The sequence below is a fragment of the Candidatus Pelagibacter sp. genome, from assembly GCF_965262185.1.
In the GTDB taxonomy this organism is placed as follows: Bacteria; Pseudomonadota; Alphaproteobacteria; order Pelagibacterales; family Pelagibacteraceae; genus Pelagibacter.
This window is the reverse complement of record NZ_OZ253498.1, coordinates 107,315-124,527: the sequence shown is the minus strand read 5'-3', so window position 1 is coordinate 124,527 and position 17,213 is coordinate 107,315. Positions and strand designations below refer to the sequence as shown.

General features: G+C 26.6%; 17 protein-coding genes and 2 tRNA genes. 16 read left to right on the top strand and 3 right to left on the bottom strand.

What is annotated here, in order from left to right; genetic code table 11:
• Positions 1-15: 15 nt before the first annotated feature.
• From ssb to ACQY31_RS00720, 6 genes are all read left to right on the top strand, one after another.
• On the top strand, positions 16-468 hold the full coding sequence (gene ssb, locus ACQY31_RS00745) for a single-stranded DNA-binding protein (protein ID WP_428080125.1): 453 nt from the start codon (positions 16-18) through the stop codon (positions 466-468).
• Between the two features lie 5 nt (positions 469-473).
• Positions 474-3,053 (top strand): DNA gyrase subunit A, encoded by a 2,580-nt coding sequence (gene gyrA, locus ACQY31_RS00740; protein ID WP_428080124.1) that lies wholly within the window; start codon positions 474-476, stop codon positions 3,051-3,053.
• The gene (coaD, locus tag ACQY31_RS00735) at positions 3,053-3,547 is read left to right on the top strand and encodes a pantetheine-phosphate adenylyltransferase (protein ID WP_262589212.1); all 495 of its coding nucleotides are present in this window, start codon (positions 3,053-3,055) and stop codon (positions 3,545-3,547) included. The genes gyrA and coaD overlap by 1 nt, the downstream gene beginning before the upstream one ends.
• Positions 3,540-4,100 (top strand): peptidylprolyl isomerase, encoded by a 561-nt coding sequence (locus ACQY31_RS00730; RefSeq protein ID WP_428080123.1) that lies wholly within the window; start codon positions 3,540-3,542, stop codon positions 4,098-4,100. The genes coaD and ACQY31_RS00730 overlap by 8 nt, the downstream gene beginning before the upstream one ends.
• A gap of 8 nt (positions 4,101-4,108) precedes the next feature.
• Complete coding sequence (gene tgt / locus ACQY31_RS00725; RefSeq protein WP_428080122.1) at positions 4,109-5,221, top strand: tRNA guanosine(34) transglycosylase Tgt; 1,113 nt, start codon at positions 4,109-4,111, stop codon at positions 5,219-5,221.
• A gap of 152 nt (positions 5,222-5,373) precedes the next feature.
• Positions 5,374-5,449: transfer RNA gene (locus ACQY31_RS00720), tRNA-Lys, on the top strand.
• 10 nt (positions 5,450-5,459) lie between these two features.
• Here ACQY31_RS00720 and ACQY31_RS00715 read toward each other — a convergent pair.
• Positions 5,460-6,287 carry a M48 family metallopeptidase gene (locus ACQY31_RS00715; RefSeq protein WP_428080121.1) on the bottom strand — a complete coding sequence of 276 codons (828 nt, stop codon included), beginning with the start codon at positions 6,285-6,287 and terminating at the stop codon, positions 5,460-5,462.
• A 117-nt stretch (positions 6,288-6,404) separates the two neighbouring features.
• Here ACQY31_RS00715 and ACQY31_RS00710 point away from each other — a divergent pair, with 117 nt between their 5' ends.
• Positions 6,405-7,019 carry a DUF502 domain-containing protein gene (locus ACQY31_RS00710; protein WP_428080120.1) on the top strand — a complete coding sequence of 205 codons (615 nt, stop codon included), beginning with the start codon at positions 6,405-6,407 and terminating at the stop codon, positions 7,017-7,019.
• Here the strand turns inward: ACQY31_RS00710 and recG are convergent.
• Positions 7,016-9,067 (bottom strand): ATP-dependent DNA helicase RecG, encoded by a 2,052-nt coding sequence (gene recG, locus ACQY31_RS00705; RefSeq protein ID WP_428080119.1) that lies wholly within the window; start codon positions 9,065-9,067, stop codon positions 7,016-7,018. The two genes, ACQY31_RS00710 and recG, sit on opposite strands and share 4 nt — an antisense overlap.
• A 92-nt stretch (positions 9,068-9,159) precedes the next feature.
• On the opposite strand from recG, the gene ACQY31_RS00700 reads away from it, so the two are divergent.
• Positions 9,160-9,348 (top strand): succinate dehydrogenase assembly factor 2, encoded by a 189-nt coding sequence (locus tag ACQY31_RS00700; RefSeq protein ID WP_428080118.1) that lies wholly within the window; start codon positions 9,160-9,162, stop codon positions 9,346-9,348.
• Between the two features lie 5 nt (positions 9,349-9,353).
• Here the strand turns inward: ACQY31_RS00700 and ACQY31_RS00695 are convergent.
• Positions 9,354-9,443: transfer RNA gene (locus ACQY31_RS00695), tRNA-Ser, on the bottom strand.
• An 85-nt stretch (positions 9,444-9,528) separates the two neighbouring features.
• Between ACQY31_RS00695 and rarD the strand changes: the two genes are divergently transcribed.
• From rarD to ACQY31_RS00655, 8 genes are read left to right on the top strand one after another with little or no spacing between them, the layout of a single operon-like run.
• Positions 9,529-10,407 (top strand): EamA family transporter RarD, encoded by an 879-nt coding sequence (gene rarD, locus ACQY31_RS00690; protein WP_428080117.1) that lies wholly within the window; start codon positions 9,529-9,531, stop codon positions 10,405-10,407.
• Entirely contained in the window at positions 10,394-11,401 is a 1,008-nt protein-coding gene (locus tag ACQY31_RS00685) for a lytic murein transglycosylase (protein WP_428080116.1), read from the top strand. Before rarD ends, ACQY31_RS00685 begins: the two co-directional genes overlap by 14 nt.
• Positions 11,391-12,248, top strand: a complete 858-nt coding sequence (locus ACQY31_RS00680; RefSeq protein ID WP_428080115.1) for an SPOR domain-containing protein — start codon at positions 11,391-11,393, stop codon at positions 12,246-12,248. The genes ACQY31_RS00685 and ACQY31_RS00680 overlap by 11 nt, the downstream gene beginning before the upstream one ends.
• Positions 12,241-13,392, top strand: coding sequence for a D-alanyl-D-alanine carboxypeptidase family protein (locus ACQY31_RS00675; protein ID WP_428080114.1), 1,152 nt, complete (start codon positions 12,241-12,243; stop codon positions 13,390-13,392). Before ACQY31_RS00680 ends, ACQY31_RS00675 begins: the two co-directional genes overlap by 8 nt.
• Entirely contained in the window at positions 13,385-13,999 is a 615-nt protein-coding gene (tmk, locus tag ACQY31_RS00670; protein WP_428080113.1) for a dTMP kinase, read from the top strand. The genes ACQY31_RS00675 and tmk overlap by 8 nt, the downstream gene beginning before the upstream one ends.
• Positions 13,996-14,925, top strand: a complete 930-nt coding sequence (locus ACQY31_RS00665; RefSeq protein WP_428080112.1) for an AAA family ATPase — start codon at positions 13,996-13,998, stop codon at positions 14,923-14,925. Before tmk ends, ACQY31_RS00665 begins: the two co-directional genes overlap by 4 nt.
• Entirely contained in the window at positions 14,918-16,459 is a 1,542-nt protein-coding gene (gene metG, locus ACQY31_RS00660; protein ID WP_428080111.1) for a methionine--tRNA ligase, read from the top strand. Before ACQY31_RS00665 ends, metG begins: the two co-directional genes overlap by 8 nt.
• Positions 16,452-17,213 carry a TatD family hydrolase gene (locus tag ACQY31_RS00655; RefSeq protein ID WP_428080110.1) on the top strand — a complete coding sequence of 254 codons (762 nt, stop codon included), beginning with the start codon at positions 16,452-16,454 and terminating at the stop codon, positions 17,211-17,213. Before metG ends, ACQY31_RS00655 begins: the two co-directional genes overlap by 8 nt.

The following is a 17,213-nucleotide window of genomic DNA, read 5'->3' as shown; positions in this document are numbered from 1 at the left end:
AAATAGTAAAATATTATGGCTGGAAGTTTAAATAAAGTATTATTAATTGGTCGTTTGGGCGCAGACCCTGAAATTAAACAAATGGTAAATGGCAAGAGTGTAGCTAGACTAAGTCTTGCAACCAGTCAAACATGGAAAGATAAAAATACTGGTGAAAGAAAAGAAAAAACTGAATGGCACCGTATAGTTGTATTCAATGAAGGATTGGTAAATGTTGTTCAACAATATTTAAAAAAGGGTGCTCAAATTTATGTGGAAGGACAACTTACAACACGTAAATGGAAAGATGAACAATCTGGCCAAGATAAGTATTCAACAGAAATTGTTATACAAGGTTACAATTCTTCACTTACAATGTTAGGTGGAGGAAATACAGGTGGTGGAATTCAAAATGACACAAATCAACAAAATAATATTGAGGATTCTTCTCAAGTGTCAAATGATATGGATGACGAAATACCATTTTAATTTCTATGCAAAAAACTGAAGAACCAAAAGATAAGAACATTAATCTAATCTCTATGCATGACGAGATGAGTTCGTCTTATTTGTCTTATGCAATGAGTGTTATTGTAAGTCGTGCATTACCAGATGTAAGAGATGGCTTAAAACCAGTTCACAGAAGAATTCTTTATGCAATGTACAAAGGCGGTTATGATTGGTCTAAACAATTTAGAAAATCAGCAAGAATAGTTGGGGATGTAATTGGTAAATATCACCCTCATGGTGATCAATCTGTATACGATGCATTAGTTAGGATGGTGCAAGATTTTTCAATGAGTTTACCACTTGTTCAAGGTCAAGGTAATTTTGGATCTATTGATGGTGATCCAGCTGCTGCAATGAGATATACCGAAACACGATTATCAAAAGTTTCTCAATATTTAATCGATGATATCGAGAAAAATACGATTAGTTTTAAAAGTAATTACGATGAAACAGAAAAAGAACCTAGCGTACTACCCGCACAATTTCCAAATTTATTAGTTAATGGGGCTGGAGGTATAGCTGTTGGAATGGCAACTAGTATTCCTCCACATAATCTTGGTGAGATAATTGATGGTACTTTAGCCTTAATAGAAAACAAAGATATTAAAATAAAAGAATTAATGAAACATATTCCAGGCCCAGATTTTCCAACTGGAGGTATAATAATCGGCAAAGACATAATTAAACAAGGTTACAACAATGGAAGAGGCTCATTTAAAATTAGAGGCGAAGTATCAGTTGAAAGCCTAAAGAATGGGAGAGATAGATTGGTAATTACCTCAATTCCATACCAAGTAAATAAAGCTGTATTAAATGAAAGAATTGCACAATTAGTTAGAGAAAAGAAAATTGAAGGTATTAAAGATATAAGAGATGAGTCTAATAGAGAGGGAATAAGAGTTGCGATTGATTTAAGAAATGGTGTTGAACCAGAAACAATTAAAAGACAACTTTATAAAAACACTCAAATAGAGAGTTCTTTTGGTTTTAACACTTTAGCGATAGTAGAAGGAAAACCAAAAACATGTACATTAAAAGAATTTCTTTCTAATTTTTTATCCTTTAGAGAAGATGTAGTAATCAAAAAAACAAAATTTGATCTTCAAAAAGCAGAGGAAAGAGCTCATATCTTAATTGGTCTATCTGTAGCTGTAGAAAACTTAGATAAAATTATAAAAATCATTAGATCTTCCAAAACACCTGAAGATGCAAAAAATGCTATTCTTAAAACTAAATGGAAAATAAACAAATCACAAAAATTAATTTCTTTAGTGGAGGGAAAAAAGGGTAAAAATATTTATTCTTTATCCGAACCACAAGTTTTAGCTATCTTAGAATTAAGATTACAAAAATTAACAGCTCTTGGTATCAATGAAATTGAAGTTGAAATTAAAAAATTAGCTGAATTAATTGCTAAATATAAAAAAATAATATCATCTAAAAAAGAACTTTTAAGAGTAATAAGTGAAGAATTAAAAAATATTAAAGAGAAATTTGCTGTACCAAGAAGAACTAAAATCATTGATGCGGTATTAAATTATGACATCGAAGAAACAATCCAAAAACAATCTGTAATCATCACAGTAACATTGCAAGGCTATATTAAAAGAGGTTCATTAAATAATGTAAAACAGCAAAAAAGAGGTGGAAAAGGTAAATCTGGTATTACGACCAGAGATCAAGACTCTGTAATACAAACTCTTTCAGTTAATACTCATACATCAGTTTTATTTTTTTCAACAGAAGGACTTGTTTATAAAATTAAAGCATGGAAAATTCCTGAAGGATCATCATCTTCAAAAGGTAAATCTTTATTCAATATACTTCCACTAAAAAATCATCAATCTATCAGTTCAATTATGCCAATGCCTGATGAAGATACAGATTCAAAAAATTATCAAATTATTTTTGCAACCGCACAAGGTAAAGTTAGAAAAAATAGTTTAGAGGATTTTTCTTCCATTAATGCTTCAGGAAAAATTGCAATGAAACTTGATAACAATGATAAAATTGTTGGAGTAAAAATTTGTAAAGATGATCAAGATATAATTCTAAGTACTAGATTTGGTAAATGTATCCGTTTTGAAGCTAGAAAATTAAGAGTATTCAAGGGAAGATCTTCAAAAGGAATTAAAGGAATTGAGCTTGCATCTGGTGATCAAATTGTTTCATTGTCCGTAATTAATAATGATAAATTGAGTAAAAACGGAAAAAAATCAAAAAATGAAAAATCAGAATTAATAGCAAAAGAAAAATTTGTTTTAGCAATAAGTGAAAATGGTTATGGTAAGAAGACTTCTCATTTAGACTATAGAGTTACAAATAGAGGAGGAAAGGGAATTATTGGAATTATAAATTCTCCAAGAAACGGAAATATAACCTCATCTTTTCCAGTTTTTGAAGGTGATGAAATTTTAATATCCACAAACAAAGGAAGAGTTATTAGAGTTGCGGTAAAAGAAATAAGAACTGCAAGTAGAAATACTCAAGGCGTAAGAATTATAAAATTGTCTGGTGATGAAAAAGTTGTTTCTGCAATTAAAATTGATGATAATTTAATTTAATGAGTAAAATTGCTATATATCCAGGAACTTTTGATCCAATTACTTATGGTCATATAGATGTTATTAAAAAAGCACTAAAGCTTTTTGATAAAATAGTAGTTGGTGTTTCAGATGTGAGTAATAAAAATTATTTATTCTCTTCTGAGGAAAGAATAGAAATTGTTAATAAAGCTTTATTCAAGGATTTAAAATTAAATAAAAAAAAAATTATAGTTGTATCCTTTGGTTCACTAACTACAGATTTGTGCAAAAAATATAAATCAAATATCATATTGCGTGGCTTAAGAGCTGTATCTGATTTTGAATATGAATTTCAACTAGCAGGGATGAATAGAAAGCTTAACCAAAATATTGAAACAATTTTTTTAATGTCAGATGTAGAAAATCAAATTATTTCATCTAGATTTGTTAAAGAAATTGTTAAATTAAATGGAAATATTAAAAAATTTACTACCAAAAGCACAATTAAATCTTTAAAAGAAAAATATGAATAGAATTTTATCGTACATATTTATTTTATTTTTTATTAGTGCAAATCAATTAATAGCTGAGGAGAATATAATGATTTTAAAACTTAAAGATGGTGATGTAAAAATTGAATTATTTGAAGACGTGGCACCAAACCATGTCAAAAGAATTAAAGAATTAGCTAATAGTGGAAAATATGACAACGTTGTATTTCATAGAGTAATAGATGGCTTCATGGCTCAAACAGGTGATGTTAAATTTGGAAATTCAGAGTCTAAGGAATTTGACTTAAGAAGAGCAGGTATGGGTGGATCTGATATGCCTGATTTAGAGCAAGAGTTTAATAGTTTACCTCATGACAGAGGCACGTTATCTATGGCTAGAGCTCAAGATCCAAATAGTGCAAATAGCCAGTTTTTTATTTGCTTTCAACCAGCTCCTTTTTTAGACAGACAATATACTGTTTTTGGTAAAGTTATTGAGGGAATGGAGTTTGTAGATAAAATTAAAAGAGGTGACCAAAATAACAATGGTGCTGTAACAGATCCTGATAAAATTATAAGTTTTAAATCTTTGTAAAATATTAAATGGCATTAAAAAATTTTGCCTTTAAAGTTTTAAACAAAGATAAATTTGCTAGACGTGGTGTTATAGAAACTCATAGAGGTGAGATTAATACACCAGCATTTATGCCTGTTGGCACACAAGCAACAGTTAAAGCTTGTACAATCGATGATATAAAGAAAACTGGATCAGAAATAATACTATCTAATACATATCATCTAATGATCCGTCCTGGAGTGGAAAGAGTTGAGTCAGCAGGTGGTTTACATGAGTTTATGAATTGTGATTTGCCAATACTTACAGACTCAGGTGGTTTTCAAGTAATGTCTCTATCAAAGTTAAATAAAATAGATCGTGAAAAAGGTGCCATATTTAATTCACACGTTGATGGAAAAAAATTTTATTTAAGTCCTGAAGTAAGTATTAGGATTCAATTAGGCTTAAACTCAGATATTGTAATGATAATGGATGAGTGTCCAAAAAAAACTGAAGATTATAATTTAATAAAAAAATCTATGGATCTATCTTTGTATTGGGCTGAGAGATCTAAAAAGGCATTTGGAAACAATCCTCACAAAGCTTTATTTGGAATTATTCAAGGAGGATTATTTAAAGATTTAAGATTAAAATCACTTGAAGGACTTACAAAGATCGGATTTGATGGCTATGCAATTGGAGGATTAGCTGTAGGTGAAACTCAAGATGAAATGTTTGCTACTCTTGATGGCATTAAAGAACATTTACCAGAAGAAAAACCTCATTATTTAATGGGTGTTGGCACACCATCAGATATTTTAGGAGCGGTAAAAAGAGGTATAGATATGTTTGATTGCGTTCTTCCAACAAGATCTGGTAGAACAGGTCTTGCTTTTACTTGGAATGGAAGGGTAAATATTAAAAATAACAAATACCAGCATGACAACACTCCGTTAGATCCTAATTGTGAAAATTTAAATTTAAATAAATATTCAAAAAACTATTTAAATCATTTGTTTAATACCAATGAAATATTAGCATCAATGTTATTAACACTTCATAATATAAATTTTTATCAAGAATTAATGTCTGAAATCAGAAAAAATATTATGAATAATACCTTCGATGAATTTCACGATAAATACATTGATAAGTTGTAGTTTTAATAACTGTGCTATTATGTGTACAACTTTGTAATGAAAAGCCCACATTTATAACGAATTCTTTTTATAAAAATTACATTGAACGAATTGAAATATTAAAATTTATCTATATACAAACCATATTCATTTTCATAAAAATGAATCTTTGTGGGCCGTTAGCTCAGTTGGTAGAGCAATTCCCTTTTAAGGAATGGGTCGATGGTTCGAGTCCATCACGGCTCACCACTTTTTAAATTTAACTTATTTCAATCGGTGGATAGTCAAGAATTACCTCATTCATCCAATCATTTAATTGTTTAATTCTTGTTTCAGATGAAGGATGAGTACTCATAAACTGCGGTGGTTCTTTGCCTTTATTAAATTCTTTCATTCTTTCCCAGATTTTAACTGTCTCTCTAATATCATATCCTGATAAAGATGAAAAAATCATACCAAGATAATCAGCTTCACTTTCTTGTTTTCTGTTAAATGGATTCATTAAACCAATTTGAGATAATAGGCCAACTGTATTCATGCCAGTTGTTCTATTGATATCTGATAATATTCCACCACTTGCAATATCAATAATTCTGGTACCAGTGTTAAGTAAAACTCCTCTACTTGCTCTTTCAACAGAATGCTTTGCAACTGCATGAGCAACCTCATGTCCCATTACTGCAGCTAGACCATTAGTATTTTTTGTTACATCTAGTATACCTGTATACACTGCAATTTTTCCGCCTGGCATACACCATGCATTTCTAACTTTTTTATTATCAATTAATATATATTCCCAATCAAAATTTGCGGTTGGGTCATTTAAATTAGATCTATAGAAATATTCACTAATTGAGTCTTCCATTTTTTTTCCAATTTCTTTTATTTCATTCAAAGTTTTTGTATCATCACTCATTTTCTCTTTTTCTTTAACTTTTTCATAAATTTGAGCAGCTTGCGCATTTAATTTAGCTTCTGGTATTAATTTTAATTGTTTTCTATCAGTAATAGGAGCACTTGTGCATGAATGAAAAAGTAAACTTCCGCAACCACAACCAACGTATGTTAAAAATTTTCTTCTATTCATTTCATTCTAAAATTGATAATAATTTATTATTATGAATCTCAATAATAAAATTTTAGTTGTATTATTTATCATTGCAATAATTTTTGTTATATATGCTAGTTATAGTTAAAAACTAATATGTCAAAAAAAAGTACAAAAAAATCTTTTTCTCTAACTTTAAGAAATTATTTTATTACTGGTGTAGTTGTATTAATTCCTATTGGTTTTACCCTTTATTTAAGCAAAATTTTAATTGGTTTATCTTCAAATTTAATACCAAAAAACATAAATCCAAACAGTTATCTTCCTTTTAATATTCCTGGAGTTGAAATTGTAATAACTATTGTGTTTATTACTTTAGTTGGTGGTTTGTCCTTATCTTTTTTTGGTAAAAGAATTTTAAAATTAATTGATGATCTATTTAAAAGAATTCCTTTTTTAAGAACTATTTATTCTGCAATCGTGCAGATGACAGAAACTTTTTCTAAAAAAGATGATGGAAAAAAAAGTGTTGTCTTAATTGAATATCCCAGAAAAGGTGTTTGGGCTGTTGGTTTTGCTACAAAAGAAAATACTGGTGAAATGGCAAAGAAGACAAATAAAAAATTAGTAAATGTTTTTGTTCCAACAACACCTAATCCAACAAGTGGTTTTTTGTTAATGTTTCCAGTTGAAGATGTTATATATTTAAACATGTCTTTTGAAGAAGCCTCTAAATTTATAGTTTCTGCTGGAACTTCTAATAATTCTTAAGCTATATCGTTAATAATATCTGCTCTATCGTACAATTTAATTAAAGGTTTAAACTTACTTAAATTTTCATTTTCAAGTTCAATTCTTTTTATTTCTTTTTCAGCTAATTCAAATAAGTCACTATTTTGAATTGGGTCTGCTAATTTGAAATTTTTAACACCACTTTGTTTAAAACCCAATATATCACCAAAACCCCTGATCTTCATATCTTCCTCAGAAATAACAAATCCATCATTGGTCTCTTTTAATATATTTATTCTTTTTTTAGCATTTTCACTCAAATTTGACTTAAACATCAGAATACAAGTTGCTTCTTTCTCTCCACGACCAACTCTACCTCTTAATTGATGGAGCTGTGATAGACCGAACTTATTTGCATTTTCAATTATAATGACATTAGCATTTGGAAAATCTATTCCAACCTCGATAATTGTTGTTGATACTAATATTTTAAATTCTTTATTTAAAAATTTTTTTAAAATTTCATCTTTTTCATTTATATCTGTTTTTCCATGAAGAATAGAGACTTGTTTAGGGAATAATTTTTTTAAATATTCAAATTTTTGAATTGCAGAAGTATGATCTAATTTTTTAGACTCTTCAATTAATGGACAGACCCAAAATATTTGATTTCCTGAATTAATTTCTTTTTTTATAAATTTAATTACATCATCAATTTTACTTTCTAATTTACTGTAAGTTTTTATCATTTTACGGTTTTTAGGTTTTTCTCTAATAATTGATAAATCCATATCACCATAAATTGTCATTGTTAAAGTTCGAGGAATAGGTGTAGCAGTCATCAATAATACGTCGCAATCATTTCCACCTTTGTCAGATAATTTTTTTCTTTGATTAACACCAAACTTATGTTGTTCATCAATAATAATTAATCCTAATTTTTTAAATTTAACTGTTTTTTGAAAAATAGCATGAGTACCAAAAATTATATTAATCTTATTATTTATTAATTCATTGAGGATTAATTTTTTTTCTTTGTAGTTAGACTTACCAGAAATTAACTCTGTTGATATATTTGACGGAAATAATTTTTGTGCCAATTTATAATGTTGTCTTGCTAGTATTTCGGTAGGGGCCATTACAGCTACTTGGAAACCAGAATTTATAGTATTAAATGCAGCTAATAATGAAACAATTGTTTTTCCACTTCCAACATCTCCTTGTAATAGTCTGAACATTTTAGTTGAAGATGATAAATCGTTATTAATTTCGTTAATTGATTTGATTTGATCATTTGTTAATGAAAAATCTAATTTATTAATAAGTTGTTTTTGTTTGTTTAAATTAATAATTTTATTTTTTTTTTTGATCTTCTTTATTTTTTTTCTTATTTCTGAATTTACTAAAAATGTTGCAAATATTTCATCGTACGCAAGCCTTTGATAAAAATGATCTTTGTATTTTCCTATATTTTCATGTTTGTGTAATTCTTTAATTGCATCATTCCAACCGATATTATTGAATTTATTTAAAATTTTACTTGAATGCCATTCTTTTAGGACAGGCAATTTATTTATAATTTGTTTGATGATTTTATTATAAATTTTCTCTGATATTCCTTCAGTTAATGAATATTTATTATGCACTTGTTTTATTAAACTTGAATCCTCAGACACATACTTGGGATTGGTAATTTGATATTTATTTTTAAAGTAGCCAATTTTCCCACTTACAGTTATTTCTTTTCCTAAAGGTAATATTTTTTTGATATATCCCTCATAGCTATTAAAAAAGACACAATCTAACTCTCCTGTTTCATCTGAACATTTAACTCTATTTGGTAATTTTCTAATTCTTGGAAACAAATATTTATTTGCTACAACAGTAACAGTTTGATTTTCACCGATCTTTAAATCTTTTACTTTTGTTGATAAACTTCTATCTGTATAAGCCTTTGGAAGTTTCCAAAGTAAATCAAAAATATTATTTATATTCTTTTTCTTAAGTAAATTTGTTGTTTTTATACCAACGCCATTTAAAGCTGTTAGATCAGATAATAAATATTCAAAATTAGTTTTATTATCCATGATAAATTAATTATATTCTAATAATGAGCCTCAATATAGATGAATTAAAAAAAAAAATTATTTATCGTTCCAATTATCGAGGTACCAAGGAAATGGATAAGCTATTAGGTAAATTTGTAAAAAAATACATTAATGATTTACAAAAAGAAGATTTAATTGATCTAGATAAATTTCTTAATATTGATGACGCAAATTTATATAATTTCTATAATGGTTTTGATACTGAATTTGAAATAGAAAAAAACAACATTAGCTTGTTGTTTAAAAATTTTAAATATTAAGATGATGGCGGAGAGACTGGGATTCGAACCCAGGAAAGAGTTGCCCCTTTGCCGGTTTTCAAGACCGGTGCTTTCAACCGCTCAGCCATCTCTCCTTGAGCAAGGTTTTATAATTATAATTATTTAATTCAACCATAAAATAGTCGAAAAAAACTCATTAACGACTAATATCAAAGCTACATGAACAAAGAATTTAACAAAGGGCTTTTACTTGCCGGATTTGGATCTTTTTGGTGGGGTTTTTTTGGAGTTTTATATTTTAAATATATTACTTTTATTGGTTATATTGAACTTGTAGTCCACAGATGTTTGTGGACAACTTTGACTTTAATATTAACAACTTTTTTTTTTTCAAAGTGGGATATTTTTTTTAAGATAATTAAAAGTAAACAAAATTTAATTTACCTTTTTATTTCAGGTTTTTTGATTTTTATGAATTGGGGCGTTTGGATTTATGCTATTGCTACTAACAGAATTATAGATGCTAGTTTTGGTTATTTTATAATGCCAATTTTAAGTGTTCTTCTTGGTTATATTTTTTTTAAAGAAAAATTAAATAATAAAAGAATTTTTTCAATTACTTTAGTTATTTTATCAATTTTATATTTAATTTTTGTAAGTTTAAAATCGCTTCCTTGGGTCGGTATAATTGTAGCACTAAGTTGGGGTTTTTATAATTTAGTAAGAAAAAAAGTTAACGTAGATACTGATATTGGACTTTTGATTGAAAGTGTTTTTATTTTACCGATTGCTATTGTTGCATTCTATATAATTGCAGTAAATGGTTACAATGATTTTTCATTATCTGACCCTCCAATGATGTTAATAATATTATTAGCGGGCCCAATGACTGTAATACCTTTATTTTTTTATGTAAGAGGTGTTGAATTATGTGGATTAGGTCCAACTGGAATGATTTTCTATATTACTCCAACATTACAATTTTTATTAGGTTTTTTTTATTATGATGAAGTTTTCTCATTTAATAAATTGGTAAGTTTCATTATAATCTGGATTGCTGTAATTATATACTTAAGAGATTTATATGAAACTAATTAAACTTACACTTATTTTATTTTTATCTCTTTTTTTTCATTCAATCACATCTGCAGATATAAATATAGAATTCGAAAATTGGAAAAAAAATTTTAAAAGAATTGCTCTTAAAAATAATATTTCCGAAGCAACATTTGACTTAGTTATGTCTAATACAAAGTTTTTACCCGATGTGATTAAATATGATAGATATCAACCAGAATTTTATGAAGATACAAAAACTTATATATCAAAAAGAACCTCAGACAAAAAAGTAAAAAAAGGAAAACAACTTTATATTGATAATTTAAGTTTAATTAATTCTGTTGAAAATGAATTTAATATAGAAAAAGAGCTTCTTTTATCATTAATGGGAATAGAAACAAATTTTGGCACCTATGTAGGTAAAATGGACATTCTTTCTTCACTTGCTACATTAAGCTTTGATAAAAGAAGATCGGAATTTTTTACGAAAGAACTTTTAATACTTTTAAACTTAATAGAGAAAAATCAAATTGATTATAATACATTATATGGTTCTTGGGCCGGTGCTTTTGGTTACTTCCAATTTATGCCTTCCACTATGAAAAATTATGCAACTGATTATGATGGTAATGGTTCTATAAATTTAAAAAGTAACCCTGATGCGTACGCCTCAGCAAGTAATTATTTAAAAAAAATAGGTTGGAAAACTAATGAACCATGTTTTTATAGAATTGAATTAAATAATGAAATTCCAAAAAAATATTTAAATATTTCTGCAAAAAAATTACATAATAAGAAACAATTAAACTTTTTTAGGCAATACATTCAGAACAATAATATTATTCCAAATAATTACGATCAGTTAGAGGTTGCAATAATAACACCAGATAAGGATATAATCCCTGATGCTGAAACCTTAAATCCAGCTTATGTGGTATTTGATAATTATGAAATAATTTTACAATGGAATAGATCTTTAAGATTTGCTTTAGCTGTTTGTACATTAAAGGATAAATTTAAAAATGAACTTTAAAATAATTCTTTCATTAATTTTACTTCTTTTCCTTATAGGCTGTAAACAATTGGAAGAACCAAAAAAAAAAATAATCAAAACAGAACATGAAACAACAACAGAACTTAAAACAATAAAAAAGGAGGTAGCTTCAAAACCTTCAGATGAAATTGAGGAAGATAACTCAAAATATATTTTCAATAGAGAGTACACCAATCAAGGTTTTGCATTAATTTATGATGAAAATTTCTTTAATGAAAAAAATATTTCAAAAAAATTAAACAACAGAGGTTTGTTTATTTTTCATACCAAAATTAGAAAAAACTCATTTGTAAAAATTACTAACCCCAAAAATACAAAAACTGTTATTGCACAAGTGATATCTAATAATGCAATTTTTTCAAATTTTTATAATTCAGTAATTACCAAAAGAATTGTTGATGAATTGTTGCTTGATGAAAATGAACCTTATGTTGAATTATCTCTAATTTCTAATGAATCAACTTTTGTAGCCAAAAAAGCTAAAACATTTGATGAAGAAAAAAAAGTAGCTCAAAAAGCTCCTGTCGACGGAATAACTATAGATAATTTAGGAACCAAAGAGAAGAAGGAATTGCCTAAGACTACTCAAAGTAATTTTCTATATTCAATTAAAATTGCAGATTTTTATTATAAAGATTCAGCTGAAAATATGATTCAAAGGATTAAGGATGAAACAAAGATAACAAACCCTGTAATAAAAAAATTATCCCAAACAAAATATAGGGTATTATTAGGTCCATTTAATGATATAAAAAAAATTCAAGAGTCATTTGAAGAAATAGAAAAACTAAATTTTGAAAACCTAAAAATTATTAAAGATGTTTAAAAAATTAAATTTAATTATTTTAATATTCATTTTATTTGCTTTTAAATCATATGCAAATTTTGATGTGAAAGCAAAAACTGCAATTATTCAAGATTATCATTCTGGTGAAATTCTTTTTGAAAAAGAAGCTGACTTATCAATTTATCCTGCTTCTATGACAAAAATCATGACATCCATTATTGCCTTCGACTTAATTAAATCTGGTGATTTAAGTTTGGATGAGAAATTTATTATTTCAGAAAAAGCTTGGCGATTATCTACATCAGGTTATTCGTCAATGTTCATAATGGTAGGGGATGAAATTTCAGTAGAAAATTTACTTAAAGGTATTATCATAGCATCTGGTAATGATGCTTGCGTTGCATTAGCAGAAGGCATAGCGGGTACTGAAGAAGAGTTTGCAATCTTAATGAATGCTAAAGCTAAAGAGTTAGGCATGGATAATACAAACTTTTCTAATTCATCAGGAATTAACCATCCAGATAACAATTCAACAGTTAGAGACATAATGATCATGTCTAGATATCTAATTAAAGAGCATCCAGAATTTTATAAAATGTTTGCTGAAAAAGAATTTACTTGGGATAGAACAGGAGGTGATCCGATAACACAAGGCAATAGAAATCCTTTATTATATAAAAATCTTGGAGCAGATGGTATCAAAACTGGTTATTTAGCTGTAGAAAAATATTCATTAGCTTCATCTATAGAGAGAAATGGAAGAAGATTAATTGCTGTTGGTAGTGGTTTTAACTCAAAAAATTCTAGATCAAAAGAAAGCACTAAAATGTTAACTTATGGACTCACAAATTTTGATTTAGTTAAAATTGCTGAAGCGAATAAACCTTTTCAAAAGATAGACGTGTGGTTAGGAAAAGAAGATACAGTTGATGTTTATACAAATGAAGACATTTACAAAACTATTAAAAAAGCCAAAAAAAAATTGTTAAAGGTTTCTGTAAATTATGATGGTCCTGTAGAAGCACCAATAAATAAAGATCAAAAAGTTGCAACATTAAAAGTAGTTTATGACCAAGAATTAGTAGGTGAGTATGATTTGCTTGCTTTAAAAGAAATTAAAAAAGTAAATTTCTTTTCTAGATTGCTTAAATCATTAAACTACTTAATTTGGGGCGATGTCTAAGAAGCCAATAATTGTTTTTGAAGGTATAGAAGGTAGTGGCAAAAGTCATCATATTAAAGTTGTTTCAAGGTATTTCGACAAAAATAAAGTTAAATATTTAAAAATCAGAGAACCTGGAGGGAGTTTAAATTCTGAAAAAATTAGAAAATTAATTTTAAATAAGAAATCCAATTTTAATGTAAAAACTGATTTACTTTTATATCTAGCTGCCAGAAGTGAAAATATTAATCTTATTAAAAAATATTATAAAAAAAGAGTTATCTTAATTGATAGATTTACAGACTCTACAATTGCTTATCAGCATTATGGCATGGGTGTTGATATTAAAATTATAAATATAATTAATAAATATTTATTAAAAAATATTAAGGTTAATTTTACATTTCTTAATGTTGTAAATAAAAAAAATCTTTTCTTAAGATTAAAAATGAGAAAATCTTTGAATAGATATGATCAATTTAATACCAGTTTCTATAACAAAGTTCAAAATGGATTTCTTAAGTTGTCAAAATTAAATAAAAAAAAATACAAAATAATAGATTCAAATTTAGATATTATAAAAAATGAAGAATTAATTATAAATAAAGTTAAAAAGTTAATTAAATGAATTTAAATTCATCTACACAACAAAATTTATATGAACATAATGAAATTTTTAATCATTTATCTAAATTATATTTAAACAATAAATTACCAAATAAAATACTTTTATCGGGTGAAAAAGGGATAGGTAAAGCAACTTTAGGTTATCATCTAATAAACTTTGTATTATCAGAAAATGAAGAACATTCTTATGATGTTATAAATAATAAAATTAATTTAGAAAATAAATCATTCAAACTTATTCAAAATAAATCCAATCCAAATTTTAATTTAATAGATGTTGCTGAAGATAAAAAAAATATCGATATAAATCAAATAAGAGAATTAATAGTTAATCTTAATAAATCATCATTTAATGATAAAAAAAGATTTGTGTTAATAGATAATATAGAATTATTAAATTTGAATTCAATTAATGCATTACTAAAAGTTTTAGAAGAACCTAATGAGAATATTAATTTTATCTTAATTAATAATAATAAAAGAGTTTTACCAACACTTAAATCACGATGTTTAAATTTCAAAATTTTTTTAAAAAATAATCAATCTATTGAAATTATTAATAAATTAATAAATGATGATGTTTATAATTTAGTAAATCAAGATTTGGTAAATTACTTTACAACACCAGGAAAATTATATGAATTATTAAAACTTGCAGAAAATTTTGATTTAGATCTTAAGAATTATAATTTAAATACTTTTTTGCAAAGTTTAATATCAAGTAAGACTTACAAAAAAAACAAACCAATTATTCAATTAATATATTCTTTTATTGAAGTTTATTTTAGAAGCAATATATCTACAAAAAATATTAAATTATTTCACCTTTATCATTATTTTTTAAAAAAAATTAATGATACTAAAATTTATAATTTGGATGAAGAGACTCTATTTATGGAATTTGAAGATAAAGTTTTAAATGGATAAAAATTTTTATATTACAACTCCTATTTATTATCCATCAGCTAAACCTCATATGGGACACGCTTATTCAAGTATAGCTGCTGATTTTTTCGCAAGATTTAAAATCATTGATGAATACAAAGTACATTTTTTAACCGGAACAGATGAACATGGTTTAAAAATTCAAAGATCTGCTGAACTAGCAGGGGAGACTCCACAAAAATTTTGTGATCAAATAAGCAAAACTTTTCGAGATCTTTCAGATACTCTAAATTTATGCAACACTGATTTTATTAGAACAACCGAAGAAAGGCATAAAAAAACAGTTCAATATCTTTGGTCTGAACTTGAAAAGAATGATGATATTTATCTATCAAATTATTCTGGTTGGTATTCAGTATCTGATGAGGCTTTTTACAATGAAGAAGAAATTGAAGAAATAGATGGTAAAAAAATGGCTATATCATCAAAATCTCCAGTAGAATGGATTGAAGAGGAGTCCTATTTTTTTAGACTTTCAAAATGGGAAAAACCATTATTAAAATATTATGAAGAAAACCCTGATTTTATTTATCCAGAAACTAGACGAAATGAAGTTATTAGTTTTGTAAAAAGTGGTTTAAAAGATCTTTCTGTTAGTAGGAAAAGTTTTTCATGGGGTATACCAGTTCCAGGTAATGAAAATCACGTAATATATGTTTGGTTAGATGCACTTACAAATTATTTAAGCGCACTTAATTACCCAAATAAAGATGATGAATTGTTCAAAAAATTTTGGCCTGCATCAATACATTTAATTGGTAAAGATATACTGAGATTTCATGCAGTTTATTGGCCAGCCTTTTTATTGGCTGCTAAAATTGAAGTACCAAAAAGAGTTTATGGTCATGGTTGGATTTTATCTGGAGAGGAAAAAATGTCTAAATCCAAAGGGAATATTTTGGATCCTTTAGAAATAATTGAAGATTATGGCTTAGATCCATTAAGATATTATCTTATTAAAGAAGTTTCATTTGGCAATGATGGTAATATTTCACAAGATAGGTTGAAGGATTGTATCAATAGTGATTTGGCAAATAACTATGGAAATCTATGTCAAAGGGTTACTGCTTTTGCTAACAAAAATTGTGATGGTAAAATTCCATCTGAAATTAAATTTCTTGATGAAGATTTACTAATTTTAGATAAGTATAAAAAAAATTTAGATAATATAAGATCTAAAATAGATCATCAAAATATCAATTTTTATGTAAATTACATTGTTAATTCTCTTTTTGAGGCCAATAAATATTTTAATGATCAAGAACCGTGGAAGAAGAAAGATAACCAGATTAGATTAAATACAATTGTCTATACTACACTAGAAATTGTTAGAAAAATAAGTTTCTTGTTATATCCAATTATTCCTGACTCTTCATTAAAAGCATTAAAAATTTTTGATATCAATGAAGATCAAATAAAATTAAATTCCCTTTCAGATAATGAGTATTTAATTAAAGGAAATAATATTAATAAAATTGATATACTATTTAAAAAAATAGAAAAAAATAATGATTGATTCACACTGTCACCTTGATCACGAACCTTTGTTTAGTGACTTGCCTAATGTATTACAAAGATCAAAAGTTATAGGTATTAAAAAATTATTAACAATTTCAACATCTTTTGAAAGTTTCTCTAGAGTTAAGGAACTAGTTAATAAAGATGATATGATATATGGCACAATTGGTATTCACCCACATGAAAGTTCTACAAACGTAATTACTGCTAAAGAAATTATTGATAATTTAAAAAATAATAAAAAAATTATAGGTATCGGTGAAACCGGATTAGATTTTTATTACAATAATAGTGAAAAAGACAAACAAATTAAAAGCTTTAGAGAACATATTGAAGCATCGATTAAAACCAATATTCCTCTAATTGTTCATTCAAGAAATGCTGAAGATGAAACATTTAAAATTCTAAATGAATATAACGATGAAAATATTAAAATTTTAATGCATTGTTTTACTGGTTCAAAAGAATTTTCTGAAAAATTATTAACCTTAAATTCTTACTTTTCTGCTAGTGGTATTATCACTTTTAAAAATTCAGTTAATTTACAAGATACCTTTAAATCAATTCCAACTGAGAACATTTTAATTGAAACCGATAGTCCCTTTTTGGCACCAGTGCCGAATAGAGGAAAAAAAAATGAACCATCATTTATCGATTTTACAGCTGCAAAATTAGCCGAAATAAAGAATATTTCTAAGAAAGATCTGATAGAGCTAACTACTAATAATTTTAATAAACTTTTTTTTAATTAA